General features: G+C 36.6%; 19 protein-coding genes and 1 other annotated feature. All 19 genes read right to left on the bottom strand.

Features of this window, described 5'->3' with window-relative positions:
- Nucleotides 1–17: 17 nt before the first annotated feature.
- The 19 genes from uraA to divIB all read right to left on the bottom strand — a co-directional run bounded on the left by uraA (nucleotide 18) and on the right by divIB (nucleotide 18,057).
- Nucleotides 18–1,301, bottom strand: a complete 1,284-nt coding sequence (uraA, locus tag BAQ44_RS07320) for a uracil permease (protein WP_063260446.1) — start codon at nucleotides 1,299–1,301, stop codon at nucleotides 18–20.
- Between the two features lie 146 nt (nucleotides 1,302–1,447).
- A complete protein-coding gene (gene pyrR, locus BAQ44_RS07315) occupies nucleotides 1,448–1,990 on the bottom strand; it encodes a bifunctional pyrimidine operon transcriptional regulator/uracil phosphoribosyltransferase (RefSeq protein ID WP_001156490.1) in 543 nt (180 codons plus the stop codon).
- A gap of 204 nt (nucleotides 1,991–2,194) precedes the next feature.
- Nucleotides 2,195–3,103, bottom strand: coding sequence for an RluA family pseudouridine synthase (locus BAQ44_RS07310; RefSeq protein WP_061678237.1), 909 nt, complete (start codon nucleotides 3,101–3,103; stop codon nucleotides 2,195–2,197).
- A gap of 4 nt (nucleotides 3,104–3,107) precedes the next feature.
- Nucleotides 3,108–3,566 carry a lipoprotein signal peptidase LspA gene (lspA, locus tag BAQ44_RS07305; RefSeq protein ID WP_000642179.1) on the bottom strand — a complete coding sequence of 153 codons (459 nt, stop codon included), beginning with the start codon at nucleotides 3,564–3,566 and terminating at the stop codon, nucleotides 3,108–3,110.
- 124 nt (nucleotides 3,567–3,690) lie between these two features.
- Nucleotides 3,691–4,020 (bottom strand): TraR/DksA C4-type zinc finger protein, encoded by a 330-nt coding sequence (locus BAQ44_RS07300; RefSeq protein WP_001004659.1) that lies wholly within the window; start codon nucleotides 4,018–4,020, stop codon nucleotides 3,691–3,693.
- Nucleotides 4,021–4,178: 158 nt separating this feature from the next.
- Entirely contained in the window at nucleotides 4,179–6,944 is a 2,766-nt protein-coding gene (gene ileS2 / locus BAQ44_RS07295; protein WP_061678238.1) for an isoleucine--tRNA ligase, read from the bottom strand.
- A gap of 71 nt (nucleotides 6,945–7,015) precedes the next feature.
- Nucleotides 7,016–7,239: a binding site (T-box leader), on the bottom strand.
- A 51-nt stretch (nucleotides 7,240–7,290) separates the two neighbouring features.
- The gene (gene divIVA, locus BAQ44_RS07290) at nucleotides 7,291–7,797 is read right to left on the bottom strand and encodes a septum site-determining protein DivIVA (protein WP_001131611.1); all 507 of its coding nucleotides are present in this window, start codon (nucleotides 7,795–7,797) and stop codon (nucleotides 7,291–7,293) included.
- A gap of 89 nt (nucleotides 7,798–7,886) precedes the next feature.
- A complete protein-coding gene (locus BAQ44_RS07285) occupies nucleotides 7,887–8,654 on the bottom strand; it encodes a YlmH family RNA-binding protein (protein ID WP_071721356.1) in 768 nt (255 codons plus the stop codon).
- Between the two features lie 15 nt (nucleotides 8,655–8,669).
- A complete protein-coding gene (locus tag BAQ44_RS07280) occupies nucleotides 8,670–8,933 on the bottom strand; it encodes a YggT family protein (RefSeq protein WP_061678240.1) in 264 nt (87 codons plus the stop codon).
- Nucleotides 8,934–8,939: 6 nt separating this feature from the next.
- On the bottom strand, nucleotides 8,940–9,410 hold the full coding sequence (locus tag BAQ44_RS07275) for a cell division protein SepF (RefSeq protein WP_000119136.1): 471 nt from the start codon (nucleotides 9,408–9,410) through the stop codon (nucleotides 8,940–8,942).
- Between the two features lie 19 nt (nucleotides 9,411–9,429).
- Nucleotides 9,430–10,104 (bottom strand): YggS family pyridoxal phosphate-dependent enzyme, encoded by a 675-nt coding sequence (locus tag BAQ44_RS07270; protein ID WP_063260449.1) that lies wholly within the window; start codon nucleotides 10,102–10,104, stop codon nucleotides 9,430–9,432.
- Nucleotides 10,101–10,919 carry a peptidoglycan editing factor PgeF gene (gene pgeF / locus BAQ44_RS07265; protein ID WP_063260450.1) on the bottom strand — a complete coding sequence of 273 codons (819 nt, stop codon included), beginning with the start codon at nucleotides 10,917–10,919 and terminating at the stop codon, nucleotides 10,101–10,103. Before pgeF ends, BAQ44_RS07270 begins: the two co-directional genes overlap by 4 nt.
- A 121-nt stretch (nucleotides 10,920–11,040) precedes the next feature.
- A complete protein-coding gene (locus BAQ44_RS07260) occupies nucleotides 11,041–11,325 on the bottom strand; it encodes a YlmC/YmxH family sporulation protein (RefSeq protein WP_033665236.1) in 285 nt (94 codons plus the stop codon).
- A 165-nt stretch (nucleotides 11,326–11,490) separates the two neighbouring features.
- Nucleotides 11,491–12,270, bottom strand: a complete 780-nt coding sequence (gene sigG / locus BAQ44_RS07255; RefSeq protein ID WP_000197753.1) for an RNA polymerase sporulation sigma factor SigG — start codon at nucleotides 12,268–12,270, stop codon at nucleotides 11,491–11,493.
- A gap of 157 nt (nucleotides 12,271–12,427) precedes the next feature.
- On the bottom strand, nucleotides 12,428–13,147 hold the full coding sequence (gene sigE / locus BAQ44_RS07250) for an RNA polymerase sporulation sigma factor SigE (protein ID WP_000976947.1): 720 nt from the start codon (nucleotides 13,145–13,147) through the stop codon (nucleotides 12,428–12,430).
- Nucleotides 13,148–13,166: 19 nt separating this feature from the next.
- A complete protein-coding gene (spoIIGA, locus tag BAQ44_RS07245; RefSeq protein WP_061678244.1) occupies nucleotides 13,167–14,084 on the bottom strand; it encodes a sigma-E processing peptidase SpoIIGA in 918 nt (305 codons plus the stop codon).
- Between the two features lie 300 nt (nucleotides 14,085–14,384).
- Entirely contained in the window at nucleotides 14,385–15,539 is a 1,155-nt protein-coding gene (gene ftsZ, locus BAQ44_RS07240; RefSeq protein ID WP_000888981.1) for a cell division protein FtsZ, read from the bottom strand.
- Nucleotides 15,540–15,578: 39 nt separating this feature from the next.
- Nucleotides 15,579–16,886: a cell division protein FtsA gene (ftsA, locus tag BAQ44_RS07235; RefSeq protein ID WP_001087544.1), complete on the bottom strand. Its 1,308-nt coding sequence runs from the start codon at nucleotides 16,884–16,886 to the stop codon at nucleotides 15,579–15,581.
- 400 nt (nucleotides 16,887–17,286) lie between these two features.
- Nucleotides 17,287–18,057, bottom strand: a complete 771-nt coding sequence (divIB, locus tag BAQ44_RS07230; RefSeq protein ID WP_000798232.1) for a cell division protein DivIB — start codon at nucleotides 18,055–18,057, stop codon at nucleotides 17,287–17,289.
- Nucleotides 18,058–18,127: the final 70 nt, after the last annotated feature.

Here is an 18,127-nt window from a genome sequence, read left to right as displayed (position 1 = left end):
GAATTAAAAGGTTATTATTATGAAGCAATCTGCTTAGATTGTGTTATTTGTTTCGTTTCTGGTAGTAGTAGATTTAACAGTACACCTACAATTGCTGCTAGTGCCATTCCTTCTACTTGGAACGATTCTCCTACGTGAAGTACCGCTCCACCAATACCGATTACTAGTATTACTGATGCAATCATTAAGTTTCGTTTGTCACTTAGGTCTGTTTTATCATCTACCATCATGCGTAATCCGCTTGATGCGATTACACCGAATAGTAAGATTGATACACCACCCATAACCGGTGTTGGGATCGAATGAATCAGTGCAGAAATCTTACCGATAAACCCGAACATGATTGCGAACACTGCTGAACCGATGAATAAGTATACACTGTATGCTCTCGTAATTGCTAGCACACCGATGTTTTCACCATACGTTGTATTCGGTGGTCCACCGATAAGTGATGCGATTAATGTTGCTACTCCATCACCGAAGATTGAACGGTGTAAACCTGGTTTTTCAATTAAATCTCTTTTAATAACATTTCCAAGTACAATTTGATGTCCGATATGCTCTGAAATTGTTACTAGTGCAACTGGTACCATCAAGAGTACAATCTTCCACGAAAATTCCGGAGTATATGTTACAAATGGTACTGTGAAATCTGGTACAACAAACCATTTTGCCTCAGCTATCGGCTTTAAGTTTACTAGCCCTTGGAAGTAAGCGAAGATATATCCGCCGATAATGCCCAGTAACACTGGTATGATACTGAAAAACCCTCTTCCGAATATAGAGCAGATAATTGTAATTGCTAATGTTACTAACGCTACTGAAAAGTGTGTAAAGCTATATTTGCCATCCGCACCGTTCATCGCCATGTTAACTGCTGTATGTGCTAAAGCTAGACCGATTACCATTACTACTGGACCAACTACGATTGGCGGAAGTAATTTCATAATCCACTGTGATCCTGACTTCTTAATTCCGAGTGAAATTAAGATATACACAAGTCCCGCTAACAAACCACCGAGCATTGCTGCTCCAGGTCCACCTGCTGTTTTCGCTGTTATTATCGGTGCGATAAAGGCGAATGATGATCCTAGATAGGCAGGTACTTGACCTTTCGTTATAAGAAGAAACGCTAGCGTTCCTAATCCACTTGATATTAATGCTACTGACGGATTCAATCCTGTTAAAAACGGAACCAGCACTGTTGATCCAAACATCGCGAACAAATGTTGTATACTTAAAAATAACCATTTTCCCGGTTTCGGTACTTCATTAACGTCTAACACTGGCTTTTGTTCCATTGTTACATCCTCCTTCAGTTTAATTCTTTGCAATAAAAAAACTCTTTGTGCCTGTGCACAAAGAGTCCTACACTTTCGTATGCCAAATTTGACATATGAAAGCCAAGACCCTTTGGCAGCCTCACAGGACTACATTTAAAAGGGCTTTACTTATCGTATATGCTTACTCGATCTTGTTGATCTGTCTCTTGCAAATCAACTTCGATACGCTCTTCACTTGATGTTGGAATATTCTTCCCTACATAATCAGCGCGAATTGGTAGTTCACGATGACCTCTATCAACAAGAACCGCCAGTTGGATTTGTGATGGTCTACCTAAATCCATAAGAGCATCCATTGCTGCTCGAACTGTTCTTCCTGTATATAATACATCATCTACAAGGATAACTTTTTTCTTCGTAATATCTACAGGGATATCAGAACCTTTTACAAGTGGTTCTTCATTTTTTGATTGTAGTGTTAGATCATCACGATATAACGTAATATCTAGCTCTCCAACTTCCATTTCTTTTCCTTCAATTTGACCAATTCGTTCTGCCAAACGTTGTGCAATAAAAATTCCACGAGTTTTAATTCCGACAAGAACACAATTATCGACACCTTTATTTCGTTCCACGATTTCATGACTAATTCGTGTTAAAGCGCGGCGAATCATTTGGTCATCTAAAACGACTGCTTTCTCTTGCATGCTCTACACCTCCAAGCTTTTTTTCTTGCGTGAGAGTAATGGTATAAAAAAAGTCCTCTCAGCGTGTGCGAGAGGACTTTTGAAAAAAGGGTACAGCATACCCTATGTATTTCAAACCGTTACCTTCTCAACCTCACGGGGCTGTGTTAAAGGATCATTATTTAACTGTTGTCAGTATCTCAGTTTTCTTATGATTTGTCAATACTATTTTCTTAAAATATTTAATGCATCTTCAAACACTTCTGGAATCGGTGCCTCAAACTGAATATACTCACCCGTGCGAGGATGATCGAATCCTAAAATACCTGCGTGAAGCGCTTGTCCATTCATGTCTAATGTTTTCTTCGGACCATACTTTGGATCTCCAGCAAGTGGATAACCAATATATTTCATATGAACACGAATTTGGTGCGTACGTCCCGTTTCTAAGCGACATTCTACAAGTGTAAAGTCTTTAAAACGTTCTAACACTTGGAAGTGCGTAACAGCATTCTTACCATTTTCATCAACCGTCATGCTTTGACGCTCTTTCTTATCGCGACCAATTGGTGCATCGATAGTTCCTTTATCATGCGGAATAACACCGTGTACGATCGCTTTGTAACGTCTTGTTACTGTTTTTGCTACAAGTTGATTTACAAGTGATTCATGCGCCACATCATTTTTAGCAACCATTAATAGGCCTGATGTATCTTTATCAATACGATGCACGATACCTGGACGCATTACACCGTTAATGCCTGATAAGTCTGTACAGTGGTGCATAAGACCGTTCACAAGCGTACCACTTGTATGACCTGGTGCTGGATGTACAACCATACCACGCGGCTTGTTAACAACGAGTACATCTGCATCTTCATAATAAATTTCTAAGTTCATATCTTCTGCTTGAATATCTAACTCTTCTGGATCAGGAATCGTTACTGTAATTTCATCGTTTTCTCTAACTTTATAATTCACTTTTACCGACTTTCCATTAACTGTAACAACATCATCTTTAATCCATTGTTGTACTTGTGAACGTGACCATTCACTGTTTATTTCTGCAACGAATTTATCAATTCGCTCGCTTTTTTGTTCTTCTGCAACTGTTACTTGTACTACTTCACTCATTCAATTACTCCTTCGTTTTCTTGCCTTCTAATAATGTTTGAATAATAATTAATACAACACCAATACATAATGCTGAATCAGCTATATTAAATACTGGATAGTTGTACGAGAAAATATACACGTGAATGAAATCCACTACTTCTTGTCTAAATACACGATCAATGAAATTACCAATTGCTCCGCCTAATATTAGACCTAATGAAATTCCTAGAAGTTTGTCTGTTTTCGCATATTTTTTCATATAAATTACGATAAATGCTACAAAAACGACTGTAATAATGTAGAAGAACCACATTTTGTTTTCTAAAATCCCCCAGGCAGCTCCTCTATTCCGATGTGATGTTATGTATAATACATTATCGATAATCGGAATGCTCGTACCCAATTCCATGTTCTTTACAATTAGCCATTTCGATATTTGATCGATGGCAATGACAAATAACGCTATTACATAATATATCATTTTCATTTCCCCCACAAAGACAGTGTACCTCAAAATTTTAGCATAGCTGCAACCTTTTCACAATGAACCTTTATAGAAGAATAAAATAAATTAAAAAAAGGTAATATAATATCGTTGTGCGCATTCATACATTTACTTTTTCATAGAAAAATTCATGAATGGTACGGGCAGTCGGCATCGTCTTCATTTGTTTTACCGAGATTACTCTCCCTGTCTCTTCACAAATACCATACATATCTATTTCCATTTTAAATAATGCACGTTCTACATCTTTTAAGTCCTCTTTTATATCATGTAATAGGAGTTTTTTCTTTATCTCTTCCTTAATTTCATATCCAAGCTCTTCGCTAAACTCTGTATCATATTTGTGCATGACCTCTTTAGCTAGCCTCTCTTGTAACTCTTTTCGCATCAATTGCAATTCTTCTTTGATTTCCATATACATTTCATTCACGTGTACATTCCTCCCAGCTGCAATGTACGATTAGTGTGTCCGAAATTTCTATGCTTACCTCACACACATTTTTCCTTCATAGGAAAGAGAGTGAAAGTTATTTCAATATATCGTCAATAAAAAAAACTGACTGCACTTAGGCACAGTCAGTTTTTTTATTATTTTACATAGTTTTCTTTAACAACTGTTGCACAACGCTCACATAATGTTTCATGTTCAGCATCTTTACCAATTGTTTCTGAAACTACCCAACAACGTTCACATGTTTCACCAGTTGCTTGAGCAACAACAACCGCTGTATGCTCATACTTCGGCGCATCTGCTGGCGCTTCTTCCATCATGCCACCAAGTTTATACTCAGAGACGATGAATAATTGCTTTAAGTCTTCACTAATAGACTCTAACATAGCTTTCATTTCTGCAGTTGGATATAGTGTAATGCTTGCATTTAATGACTTACCGATTACTTTTTCATTACGAGCTACTTCTAACGCTTTTAATACATCATCACGTAATGTCATAAATGCATCCCATTTTGTTTTTAATTCTTCCGCACCATCTAATTGTACAGCTTCTGGCATATCAGTTAATTGTACACTTTCTTCTGTTACACCTGGAACGTATGGCCATACTTCATCAGCCGTATGCGGTAAGATTGGTGTTACAAGTTTCGTCAACGCAACAAGAACATCATATAATACAGTTTGAATTGCACGACGATCTTCATGGTTTGCACCTTCAATGTATAAAATGTCTTTTGCAAAGTCTAAGTAGAATGAACTTAAATCAATTGTACAGAAGTTATGAATTGCATGATATACAGCAGCGAAGTCGTATGTTTCATATGCTTCTTTTACTTTTGTAATTAAGTCATTTAATTTCACTAACATGTAACGATCTACTTCACGAAGTTCAGCTACAGCTACTGTATTTTCACTTGGCTTAAAGTCATCTAAGTTTCCTAATAAGAAACGGAATGTGTTACGGATTTTACGATACACTTCTGCTACTTGTTTTAAAATATCATCTGAAATACGTACATCAGATTGATAGTCAACTGAAGATACCCATAAGCGTAAAATGTCTCCGCCTAGTTGATCCATAATTTTCTTCGGTACGACGATATTTCCAATCGACTTACTCATTTTACGTCCTTCACCATCTAATACGAAACCATGGCTTAGTACGCCTTTATATGGAGCTTTACCTGTTACAGCAACTGCTGTTGATAATGAAGAGTTAAACCAACCACGGTACTGGTCAGATCCTTCTAAATATAAATCAGCTGGACGTTGTAAGTCATCGCGCTCTTCTAATACCGCTTGGTGAGAAGAACCTGAATCGAACCATACATCCATGATGTCTGTTTCTTTACGGAATTCACCATTCGGGCTACCTGTATGTGTAAATCCTTCTGGTAATAGATCTTTCGCTTCACGCTCGAACCATACGTTAGAACCGTGCTCACGGAATAAATCTGCTACATGGTTAATTGTTTCATCTGTAATAATTGGATCGCCATTCTCTGCATAGAATACAGGGATTGGTACACCCCATGCACGCTGACGAGAAATACACCAGTCACCACGGTCACGAACCATATTATGAAGACGAGTTTCTCCCCATGCTGGTACCCATTTTGTTTCCGCAACTGCTTCTAATAATTCTTTACGGAACGCTTCAATAGATGCAAACCACTGTGCTGTCGCACGGAAAATAATTGGTTTTTTCGTTCTCCAATCATGTGGGTATGAATGCGTAATGAATGTTAATTTCAGTAACGCGCCTACTTCTTCTAATTTCTCTGCAATTGGCTTGTTAGCTTTATCATAGAATAAGCCTTCAAATCCAGGTGCTTCATTTGTTAATACACCTTTATCATCAACTGGACAAAGTACTTCTAATCCATACTTTTTACCAACAACAAAGTCATCTTCCCCGTGTCCTGGTGCTGTATGAACACAACCTGTACCTGCATCTGTTGTTACGTGATCTCCTAGCATAACTAATGAATCACGATCGTAGAATGGATGTTTTGCAACTGTATACTCAAGTTCGCTACCTTTTACCGTTTTCACAACTTCAGTATTTTCCCACTCTAACGTTTTTGCAACTGTCTCAAATAGTTCAGAAGCAATAATATATTTTTCATCATTTACTTTTACAATAGCGTATTCAAGTTCTGGGTGAACAGAAATACCTAAGTTTGCAGGTAACGTCCAAGGTGTTGTTGTCCAGATAATGAATTTCTCATCACCTTCTAATACGTTCTTTCCGTCTTTTACAGGGAATGCTACGTAAATAGATGCTGATTTTTTATCTTGGTATTCAATTTCAGCTTCTGCTAAAGCAGATTCACTCGTTGGAGACCAATAAACTGGTTTTTGCCCTTTATAGATATAACCTTTTTTCGCCATATCACCAAACACTTTAATTTGTTGCGCTTCATAAGCTGGCTCTAAAGTAATGTATGGGTTATCCCAATCAGCACGTACACCTAAACGCTTAAATTGTTCACGTTGACGTTCTACTTGTTCATATGCATACTCTGCACATAACTTACGGAACTCAGCAACTGTCATTTCTTTACGCTTTACACCTTTATTTGTTAAAGCTTGCTCAATTGGTAAACCGTGTGTATCCCAACCTGGTACATATGGTGCACAGTAACCAGTCATTGATTTATAACGAACAATAAAGTCTTTTAACACTTTATTTAACGCATGTCCCATATGAATGTCACCATTCGCATATGGAGGGCCATCATGCAATACAAATAAAGGACGACCTTTCGTATGTTCTTGTACCTTTTCATAAATATTCATTTCAGCCCACTGTTCTTGCATTGCAGGCTCACGTTTTGGTAAATTCCCACGCATTGGGAACTCTGTTTTTGGCATTAGTAATGTATTTTTGTACTCCATGCTCAATTCCTCCTTACATGTATAAAAGAAACACTTAAAAAACGGAATAAAAAAGAGACCTTCTCATCCCAAAAAGGGACGAGAAAGTCTCCCGCGGTACCACCCTAGTAGATCCTATACATATGTATACAATCCTCTTTATATTCTTAACGCGAATATACGCCTACGCTTACTCTATTTGTTCAGCGCGGAACTCCAGGGTGATATTCCCATTATCTCCTTATCCTGAGCTTACACCATCCTCAGTTCGCTATATAAGGTATGAAAAGGTACTTATCCCTATCTTCGTTTTTCTTAATAAATATGTTGTTTAAAATTATATGTAATAATGAGAAAAACGTCAAGCTTACACTGTTTCTTCTTTTTTCAACAGTTCATCTACTTCGTCTTCTAGCTCAATTAGTTTATCCCAATCATCGTTGTTTAACATTTCAAGCTGTGTTTCTAGTAACATACGGAAACGAGTGCGGAATACTTTCGCTTGTTTCTTTAGCTCTTCAATATCAAAAGCAACTTTTCTTGATTTTACTAACGCTTCGTTAATAATACGGTCTGCATTCTTTTCAGCTTCACGTACGATTAATTTTGCTTCTTTTTGCGCATTACGTTTTACTTCTTCCGCTGCTTCTTGTGCAACAACGATCGATTTGTTTAACGTATCTTCAATATTAGAGAAATGATCTAACTTTCCTTCTAATTGCGCAACTTTTTCTTCTAAAGCTTTTTTCTCACGAATGACTAATTCATAATCTTTGATAATTTGATCAAGAAACTCATTTACTTGATCTTCATCATAGCCACGGAATCCGCGACCAAATTCTTTGTTATGAATATCTAATGGTGTTAACGGCACAACGCCACCTCCAAGTAATTATCTAAATTTCCTCTTTCAATTATATCTTTTCTTCGACAAAATAGGAGGATTTCCTTCTAAAAAACCAATCATTTTAGTATACCATACAAAATTCTCCATTTGTCGCGCTTTGTTCTACCTTCTACAGAAAACAATTTACTTCGGCCATATCCTCTCACTGAAAAAACATCTCCTGGATAACATTCATAAGAAGTTTGCTCCACTGTTTTCCAGTTCACTTTTACTAAACCATTTTTTATGAAAGGTTGTACTTTTTGTCTGGATATATGTAACATTTCAGCTAACATAACATCTAAACGAAGTGAAGAAACCGTTCCAGATTTCTCTCCCCATGTTTCTTGCATCTGTAGAATTTTTTCTCCTTGCACTGGCGATAAGGAAACTTTCGTTTTCCCTATAGATTGTAAGTTCATCTCAATATAAGATACAACTTCTTTTGCGACTACAATTTGGGCACGATCTTCTTGAAGCAAAATATCACCACACTTGTCTCTCGTTAAACCGAGAGACATAAATGTACCTAATATTTGCCTATGTTCTAGCGTATAAAACTTGGAAGGATAGTCAATTTCCAATACTTCTACTTGAAATTCTTCTTCATTTACTACTAGATAGTCCGGATAAATGAGTGCTCTTTTGCGCTCCGCATGAGGCGTTGCACCATCAAACTGTACAGAAACATCCCCTTGTCCTATCACCATAGTGACAATTTGTTGTTGTCTTGGATCAAGGAAGTCTGTTAACTTCACTTGATGGTACTCCGCTACTCGCTTCCACTCTAACACCTTATCCACAAAGACCTCTTCATCGGGTCTGAAATGTTCATAGATGCTCATGTATTTAACCTCTTACTATAAGAAATAGCCGAATATACTTACTAAACCCTTCGTAGCAAGCTTTAATGTAAAAATCGCAACGAGTGGAGAGATATCAATCATACCAAGCGGCGGGATAAATCTGCGAAATGGTTCTAAATACGGTTCACAAATACGCGCAAGAACATCTCCAAAAGTTGATTCCTTTGCACCCGGGAACCATGATAGGAGAATGTAAATAATAAGTGCCCACGAGTAAATCTCGATAGCATAAACTAAAAGCCTTAAAACTGTTTCCATGGCGTATTACCACCTCTTTATATTTGTGTCTTCTTCTTCACCGAATAACTCTGAAATTGCACCAACAATATCTACATTTTCAGGGGTACACATAAATGTTTTCGGTCCTATTTTTTGAATGTCCCCGCCTATAGCGTATACAGTACCACTTAAAAAGTCAACGATACGTACAGCTTGATCAGTAGACATTCGTTGTAAATTAATTACAACAGCTCGTCTACCTTTTAAATGGTCCGCAATCCCTTGCGCCTCTGAATATGTGCGTGGTTCTAATAAAACAACTTTTGAAGATTGCTTTGCCGTTTCAATGCTCACAACATTTTGTTTCGGTTGCGCTTTTGGAAACGTAACATCTTGTTGTTCTGGCGGATCTTGCTGCTTCTTCATGTCTGTTTGCTCCTTTTCATAACTATATTGAGCTGCTTCTTTTTCTTCCGGTGTATCAAAAAAGAAGTATTTTACTTTTGACCAACTCATAATAAGTTTCTCCTTCCTTTTACGCTTTTCCTACTAAAATCGTCCCCAAACGAATATATGTAGCACCTTCTTCAATTGCAATCGTGTAATCATTGGACATTCCCATTGATAACTCTCTGCATGGCGCATGTAATAACTCTAGCTCCTGCACCTCTGTTTGTAGCTTACGTAACTCCTTAAAACAGCGTCTGATTTCTTCCTCTTCTTCTGTAAACGGAGCCATTGTCATTAGTCCAACCACTTCAATCTTATCCAGTTCTTGCAAACTTTGAATAAAAGAAATAGTTTCTTCTATTGCCAATCCTTGCTTTGATTCTTCAGATGATGTTTTCACTTGAATAAAACATTTCACTTTCTTATCAGCACGTTTTTGAATTTCTTTTGCAAGTGAAAGGCGATCTAACGAATGTAAATAATCAATTTCATTAATGATTTCTTTTACTTTTCTCGTTTGTAATGATCCAATAAAATGCCAATTCACTTTTGAACCGAAATGTTCGTACTTCTGTAAGAAACCTTCATTTCTATTTTCACCTAAATCAATAATTCCAGCTTCAATTACTTCGTTTGTCTTTTCAATTCCTACCGTTTTTGTAACTGCAACGAGTTTAATATCTTGCAACGAACGTCCTGCTCGTGCGCAAGATTGTTTAATTGCTTCGTTTACAGTTGTTAAATTTTTTTGTACTGTCACTTGCTTTCTTCCTCCTTAAAACCTATGAAACTCAACATTCTCCCTGTCTTACCTTGATCACGGCGATGAGAGAAAAATAGTTGCTCTTCACAGCTTGTACAAAGAGATGACATTACAATATTCTCTTCTTTTATGCCTGCTTGCACACATAATATACGATTAATTTCTTTTAAATTAATTGCGTACTGCCCATCAGAAATTTTTTTATAAGGGACAGAACCGTTTACTACTTGCTCTGCTGCTGTTAACACTCTATCATCAACAACGTAACAACAAGATCCAATTGCTGGTCCAATTGCAACATGAATTTCATCACTTGAAATCCCTTCTGCATTCCATTTTTGAATCATTTCCTTTGCAATCTCTTTTACAGTCCCTTTCCATCCAGCATGCGCAAGTCCTATCATACCATGTGATGGCGCATAAAAATAGAGTGGAACACAATCCGCGTAACATGATGTTAAAAGAACATCATTATCAGTCGTATAAATGCCATCTGTTTTTGAAATACCGTCTTCATATGAATAGACGCCACTTCCTTTTTCCTGTTGTCCTACTTTTTCAACATGATGATCATGAACTTGTTCAGAGCAAATCCAGTTTTCTAATGGTTTTTGTAACTTATTTGCTAAAATACGTCTGTTTTCATGAACGTTCTCCACGATATCATTCACATGTAATCCTAAATTCATCGCATGAAAGGAGCCCGTACTTATCCCATCATCTTTTGTCGTAAATCCAGCAGTAATGTTTCCAAGTTCTTTCCACGCTTGTAAATACAGTATACCGTCCACATATTTAAATGGTTCTCTCATAACAAAGCGACCCCTTTTTAATTAAAATAACATAAAAAAGCATGGTACTTCCTGTCTATTTTACCATACTTTTATTTTTTCATAATCCCAACAGAAAAAAAAGAGGAATTTGTAATATTCTTTATGAAATTGTCGGTGTTTGTATTGATTCTGTTACAGAATTAACCGGATTTACTCTAACAAGTATGACATCTTCCCCAATTTTCACAATTTCCTTCCAAGGAATTACAATTTCTACATCTTTCCCAAAAATCCCTAACATGCGTGCCTGTTTGGAAATAATAATAGACCCGATCTTCCCTGTGTTTATATCAATTTCGATATCTCCAATATTTCCAAGCCTTTTTCCATCCGAAACATTTATTATCTCTTTCATCTGCAACTCCGAAATTCTTATCACTTTCATCCTCTCCCTTATATATGACGAATTGAAAAAACACCGTTTCTCAAATTTACAGGAAGCACCTCTACTAACCCCATATGATTTTCATTATATGAACACAACTTCCCTACTATGAGCGAAGACAAACTATATTACATATAAAAAGGTTTCACCATAAATGGTGAAACCTTATCCTTGAATCGTCTTATTCATTTGTTTAATAGCCGATTTCTCTAAACGTGACACTTGCGCTTGAGAAATCCCAATTTCTTCTGCGACTTCCATTTGTGTTTTTCCTTGGAAGAAACGTTTTCGAATAATCATTTTCTCACGATCATTTAAACGCTTCATTCCTTCTTTCAATGCTAACTCTTCAACCCACTGCTCGTCCTTTTGTTTTTCATCACTTAACTGATCCATAACAAAAATAGGATCTCCCCCATCGTTATAAATCGGCTCAAATAATGAAACTGGATCTTGAATCGCATCTAAAGCAAAAACAATTTCTTCATGAGTCACTTCAAGCACTTTTGCAATATCCATTGCTGTTGGTTCTTTTGAATTTTCTGCAATCAATTTCTCTCTTACTTGTAACGCTTTATACGCAATATCTCGTAATGATCGAGATACGCGAATCGGATTGTTATCACGCAAATATCTGCGTATTTCCCCAATAATCATCGGCACAGCATACGTTGAAAATTTTACATTTTGGCCTAAATCAAAATTATCAATGGATTTCATAAGTCCGATACAACCAACTTGAAATAAATCGTCAACATATTCTCCTCTGTTATTAAATCTTTGGATGACGCTCAGTACAAGACGTAAGTTTCCATTCACTAATTTCTCTCTTGCGCTTATCTCTCCACTTTGCATTTCACGAAATAATTTACGCATTTCATCATTTTTTAGTACGGGAAGTTTAGCTGTATCAACACCGCAAATTTCTACTTTGTTTCTCGTCAAAGTGTTCCCTCCTATCGGGAGTTGCTGTACAGTGTAAAGTATTTCCTTTGGAGGGGATTTTATGCATGCGGTTTTCTCTTCATTTTTCATTTTCGTTGTCTCTTCCCATACAACGAAAGAGAAGAAGACCAGCCTAGATAACGGCTGGTCTTCTTCTTTACACCATTTTATTAAATTCTTTTCGTAATCTTTTTATGATTCTTTTTTCTAAACGCGAAATGTATGACTGTGAAATCCCAAGCATATCTGCCACATCTTTTTGCGTCTTTTCCTCTTCGCCAGCAAGCCCAAACCGGAGTTCCATAATTTGTTTTTCACGATCATTTAATTGATGCAATGCTTTCATTAGAAGATGACGATCTACAGTAGCTTCTAAATCTTTTGTAATAATATCATCGTCTGTACCTAATACATCCGATAATAAAAGTTCATTCCCGTCCCAATCGATGTTAAGCGGTTCATCAAAAGAAACTTCTGATCGGTTTTTATTATTTCGGCGCAAATGCATTAAAATTTCATTTTCTATACAACGTGAGGCATACGTTGCTAATTTTATTTTCTTTTCTGGATTAAATGTATTAACCGCTTTAATAAGGCCGATTGTTCCAATACTAATCAAATCTTCAATATTTATCCCTGTATTTTCAAACTTTCTTGCTATATATACAACTAGCCGTAAGTTTCGTTCAATCAGTAACGACCTTGCTGCCTGATCTCCTTTTGGCAATTTATTCAAAAGAACTTCCTCTTCTTCTTTCGTTAACGGTGGTGGCAACGCTTCACTTCCACCAATATAATAAATTTCATCGGTCTTAATTCCTAATTTCAACAATACTTTATACCAAAGGTATACTAAATAAAATTTTAATTTCATCATATTATCCCGCCTCCCATTATTAAGCAATTACTACTTTTTGCGAAATTAACATTTTCGGATGCACAATACATTGATACTCTCCATTGGTTGACAACTGTTGTGTATTTAATCCAATCAATACTTTGCTGACTACAATAGAACTACCTTCATAATCAATTTGCACACTGTCTGGCTTAACGGCCCATAAAAATTGACTCTCTACTCCTACTGCTCGGAAAGGAATTAATCGTAATTTTGTCGCCCACCCAGAATCATTCTCTGGTATTTGAGGAATCTCTGTTTTGGAATAAATTTGTTCTGTTAACCACGCTGGCAAGCAATGTTCTAATGATGAAATATGCATAATCATAACGGGTGTTTTTGTTAACGGGTCGTAAAGTTGGTTCCCACTATCAATTAAACCTGCAAGTTCTAGTTCCTCTTCAGCTAATTGAATTTTCAATTTCACAATTTGATCATAGTGTATTTTTGTAACCTCTACGCTTTCAATACGCTTTTTAGAAAAATAATAAATTACTGGAAAACCAAAAACGACAAACAACCAGCTAATTGGATCACCATAAGAAATGGATTGAGATTGAACCAATCCATTTACCATTTCATTCGTTTGCAAAAAGAAATGAGTGCCAATTAACCCTCCGCCAACCATAAAGGTTACAAAGTAAAAAGTAAAAACAGTTTGTGCATAATTTCTAAACGTTGTAAACCCAAATGCTGTATACACAATTAGTAACGAGTACAGTAGTTTCATAATTGGATGTGTCATCATAGAAGCAAAAGGAGTAAAGGCAAAAATAACAATGGTTGAACCTATAAATGCCCCTAACACAAGCCTCCATCTTTTGATCTTCTTTTTTAACACGGTAGCTGTTAATAAAAGTAAAAGAAAATCAATGCAGGCGTTTAGCAACCAAACAACGTCGGCGTAAACAACCAAACAATTCACCTCTTTTTTTGAGTTGAGACTAGTATAATGCATATCCAATAGGAAAGTGTGTCAATTTGCGGAGGTGTTTTTTTGTTATTTTGTGCTTTCTAGACAGAATCTGTCGGTAAAAAATAAAAGTATATGTTTCATAGAATACTATACTTGTTTGCTTTCGCCGAATTTTCAGATTGGGGGCTTACTGCCCGAAAAACAGCTGGATAAATCGAAATATACAAAATAAAAAAAGACCTGCTTAGCAGATCTTTTTCCTTTATAAAACAAAAAAGGAGCATGAAAGCTCCTTTTCTTTTATCGTCTACGACGGTTACGTAAGAATGCTGGAATATCGATGTCATCTGAATCTGTATGACGCTCATGCACAACCGGCTCTTCACGTTTCATTTCACGCTTAACTTCACGTTGTTTTGAAGGTTGAGCTACTTGCTGTTGCTGTTGTTGCGTGTGATTCGCAGTCGGACGGATAATTGGTTTTGGTGGCTGCGTCGCAGCACTATCATCAAAACCAGTTGCAATTACAGTTACAACGATATCATCTTTTAATCCTTCATTAATAACAGAACCGAAGATCATATTTACTTCTGGATCTGAAGCTGAAGCTACAATGTCTGCCGCTTCTTGTACTTCATATAAGCTTAAGTTAGCTCCACCCGTAATATTCATGATAACACCTTGAGCTCCATCAATAGATGTTTCTAATAATGGACTAGAAATCGCTTTTTTCGCAGCTTCAGCAGCACGATTTTCTCCATTACCAGAACCAATACCCATTAAAGCAGAACCTCTATTAGACATAATTGTCTTTACGTCTGCGAAGTCTAAGTTAATTAAACCTGGTGTTGCAATTAAATCAGAAATACCTTGAACACCTTGACGTAATACGTTATCTGCTTCACGGAATGCTTCTAACATCGGCGTATTTTTATCAACAATCTCTAATAAGCGATCATTTGGAATTACAATAAGTGTATCTACATTTTCTTTAAATGCCGCAATACCAGATGCTGCTTGTGTTGCACGCTTGCGTCCTTCAAATGTAAATGGACGTGTTACAACACCAACTGTTAATGCACCTAATTCTTTTGCAACTTGGGCAACAACTGGAGCTGCACCAGTTCCAGTTCCGCCGCCCATACCAGCAGTTACGAAGACCATATCTGCACCACGAAGTGCTTCTTGGATCTGTTCTTTACTTTCTTCTGCAGCTTTTTTCCCTACTTCAGGGTTTGCACCTGCACCAAGTCCACGTGTTAATTTTCCACCAATTTGCATTTTTGTTTCAGCTTTTGATAGATTTAATGCTTGTGCATCAGTATTCACAGCGATAAAGTCTACACCTTGTACACCGTGTTCAATCATACGGTTTACAGCATTGTTTCCGCCACCGCCGACACCGATAACTTTTATATTCGCTAATTGATCTTGAGTAGTATCAAACTCTAACATGTCGAAATCCCCCTAGAACCTCATTTTTCGTGTCCAATTTTAATCCCATAAATAACGGAATACACGTTTTACTTTTGACATCATACGGTCATCATTTTGATTATTATTGTTTTGATTACGAGTTTTTTGTTTCGCAGGTTGCTGTTGTACCGGCGTTGGTGCTGGTGCTGGTACTGGTTCAAAATGTTCTTGCTTTTCCTGCACATTTTTTCCACGTAATTTAGCTTTTTGATAAGAATGTTTAATTAATCCTACTCCACTTGTATATTGGGGCTCACGCACACCAATATAATCAGGAGTCGCTATACGAACATTTTCATGTAAAATATCATATGCAAGATCAAGAACACCAGGCATAGAAGCAATTCCACCAGTTAGTACATAACCAGAAGCTACTTGCTTTACTCCTAACTTACGCACTTCATCTTGAACAAACATTAAAATTTCCTCTACACGAGCCTCTATTATATCCGATAATTCCAACTGAGAATATTGTTCTGTTTGATCGCTTCCCATAATAGGAACCGTAAACATCTCTTCTTCAGATGCTGTATCATAAAAAGCATGTCCATATTTCAACTTAATTTGATCTGCATTTTCTGTTGAAGTTTTCAACCCAATCGCAATATCCTTCGTTATATGGTCTCCACCTAACGGTAATACGCTCGTCGCTTGTAACTCTCCATCTTTAAAAATAGATAAAGTTGTAGATCCTCCCCCCATATCAACAAGGGCTACTCCTCTATGTTTTTCATCTGAAGATATAGCAACTGTTGCAGCCGCTAAAGGTTGAAGACAAATATCAACTATTTCAAGACCTGCTTTTTCTACACAACGAAGTAGGTTATGTAGTAAAGTTCTCGAGCCTGTTATAAGTGTACCTTCCATTTCTAATCTTACACCGATCATCCCGCGTGGATCGTTAATCTCGTCAAGACCGTCTACAATGAACTGTCGAGGTACCACATCAATAAACTCACGTTCTGGAGCAATTGACACAACTTGTGCTGCATCTAGAACGCGTAAGACATCTTCATTCCCGATTTCACGATCTTCATTTGAAACAGCGACTACTCCATGACAAGGAAGTAGCTGTACCTGGTTTGCATTGACACCTACTACAACTTGCTCAATGTGGATTCCCACCATGCGCTCAGCTTGTTCAATTGCTTTTTTAATTGATCGAACAGTCTCGTCTATATCAACTATCGATCCCTTCTTTAAACCATTTGATTTTACATTTCCAACACCAATAATGTTTAAGCTGTCATTAACCATTTCACCAATGATGACTTTAACATTGGATGTACCGATGTCAAGACTAACATATATTTCATTGCTGTTCATTCTTTGGCACCTCCTTCTTTATTTATACCATACAACTCAATATATGGAACAACAATCGCAACTTTACTATTTATAAGAAAAATATTCAACGTCTTTATACGTTTCCCTTTTTTAACCCTATATTTTTCTTATTTTTATTTAACATTCATTTAAGAATATCGCAGTAAACTGTGAATAACTGCTTATCTTGAAATAATTCTATTTCAAGTGTAAAGATTACCGCCAAGTATAAGTCTACACTAAGATGTACTCATAGAAAAGTGAAACTTGTACCAATCCTAGTATGAATCTAAGAATTTTTACATCTTTTTCATCAAATGAACCATTCTTGTAAATTCAGATGCATCAAGCAGAACATTCGTTTCGTTTTTTCTACCATGACGTAGTGAAAACTATCTTTCTATTCTTTTTTTTCTTCCGCTCCTAATTCTTTCGTATATGCCCCTACTTCTAAGTCAATTAATACCTTTTTACCCGGCTCAATTGTTTTTAGGATAAGCGGATAAGCTTCCATACGCTTTGCGAAATTTTGAATCGTAGTGCTCACTTCGTATCCTTCGTTCATATATAAAGTAAGATGATCTTCATTCGCATTCGTCGGTGAATAACGAATCTCAGAAATAGATCTTAAAATAGTTGGTGTTAATTTTTCAAGCTCAGCAATTAACTCCTTCATTTTCTCCTCTTTAAAAGGTTCAAAAATTGGCGCTGCAACAGGGAGTTTTCCGTTCGGAAGTACATCGAGTGTTTTCCCGTTCTCTAATAACGGTTGTAATTTCCCATCTTTGTTTATATAACCAATCGTTAAATATTCTTCAATATGAACATCAATTTTATTTGGAAAACGTTTTTTTACATTTACCGCTTTAATTTCTTTTCGTTTCGTTAGGTTTTCTTCTGCTTTATGTGCTGTCACTCGGAAATAACTTGTATCATACGTCACACCTGATTCTTTCATCACTTGTTCATCTGTCATATAATGATTTCCAAACACACTTATCTTTTTGATATTGCTTAGTGGAGACCGAAAGTAAATTAAAAAGAGCACTAATAAAAATAAAATTGATATGTATAGAATCAACCGATGATTAACATTTTTCTTGTTTTTCTTCTGTTGATTTTTTAACTTTGGTACACGATCCTGTAGTTTAATCACTTTACTATTTTTCATGTACGATCCCCCTACGTAACATAAAGAACGGCATGTTCCTCATGCCGTTCTTATCTTCTTATTATAACAT

The organism is Bacillus mobilis, from assembly GCF_001884045.1.
GTDB lineage: Bacteria > Bacillota > Bacilli > Bacillales > Bacillaceae_G > Bacillus_A > Bacillus_A mobilis.
The sequence above is the reverse complement of the archived record's forward strand: the minus strand, read 5'-3'. Positions and strand labels throughout refer to the sequence as shown.

Bases quoted from the DNA above. Each gene is read 5' to 3' on its own strand.
- BAQ44_RS07280 (WP_061678240.1), bottom strand. From the start codon at position 8,933: ATGGAAACAGTTTTAAGGCTTTTAGTTTATGCTATCGAGATTTACTCG.
- pgeF (WP_063260450.1), bottom strand. From the start codon at position 10,919: ATGAGAGAACCATTTAAATATGTGGACGGTATACTGTATTTACAAGCG.
- pyrR (WP_001156490.1), bottom strand. From the start codon at position 1,990: ATGCAAGAGAAAGCAGTCGTTTTAGATGACCAAATGATTCGCCGCGCT.
- sigE (WP_000976947.1), bottom strand. From the start codon at position 13,147: ATGATGAAATTAAAATTTTATTTAGTATACCTTTGGTATAAAGTATTG.
- ftsZ (WP_000888981.1), bottom strand. From the start codon at position 15,539: ATGTTAGAGTTTGATACTACTCAAGATCAATTAGCGAATATAAAAGTT.
- ftsA (WP_001087544.1), bottom strand. From the start codon at position 16,886: ATGAACAGCAATGAAATATATGTTAGTCTTGACATCGGTACATCCAAT.
- uraA (WP_063260446.1), bottom strand. From the start codon at position 1,301: ATGGAACAAAAGCCAGTGTTAGACGTTAATGAAGTACCGAAACCGGGA.
- BAQ44_RS07260 (WP_033665236.1), bottom strand. From the start codon at position 11,325: ATGAAAGTGATAAGAATTTCGGAGTTGCAGATGAAAGAGATAATAAAT.
- BAQ44_RS07310 (WP_061678237.1), bottom strand. From the start codon at position 3,103: ATGAGTGAAGTAGTACAAGTAACAGTTGCAGAAGAACAAAAAAGCGAG.
- BAQ44_RS07275 (WP_000119136.1), bottom strand. From the start codon at position 9,410: ATGAGTTGGTCAAAAGTAAAATACTTCTTTTTTGATACACCGGAAGAA.
- ileS2 (WP_061678238.1), bottom strand. From the start codon at position 6,944: ATGGAGTACAAAAATACATTACTAATGCCAAAAACAGAGTTCCCAATG.
- BAQ44_RS07285 (WP_071721356.1), bottom strand. From the start codon at position 8,654: ATGAGCATCTATGAACATTTCAGACCCGATGAAGAGGTCTTTGTGGAT.
- divIB (WP_000798232.1), bottom strand. From the start codon at position 18,057: ATGAAAAATAGTAAAGTGATTAAACTACAGGATCGTGTACCAAAGTTA.
- lspA (WP_000642179.1), bottom strand. From the start codon at position 3,566: ATGATATATTATGTAATAGCGTTATTTGTCATTGCCATCGATCAAATA.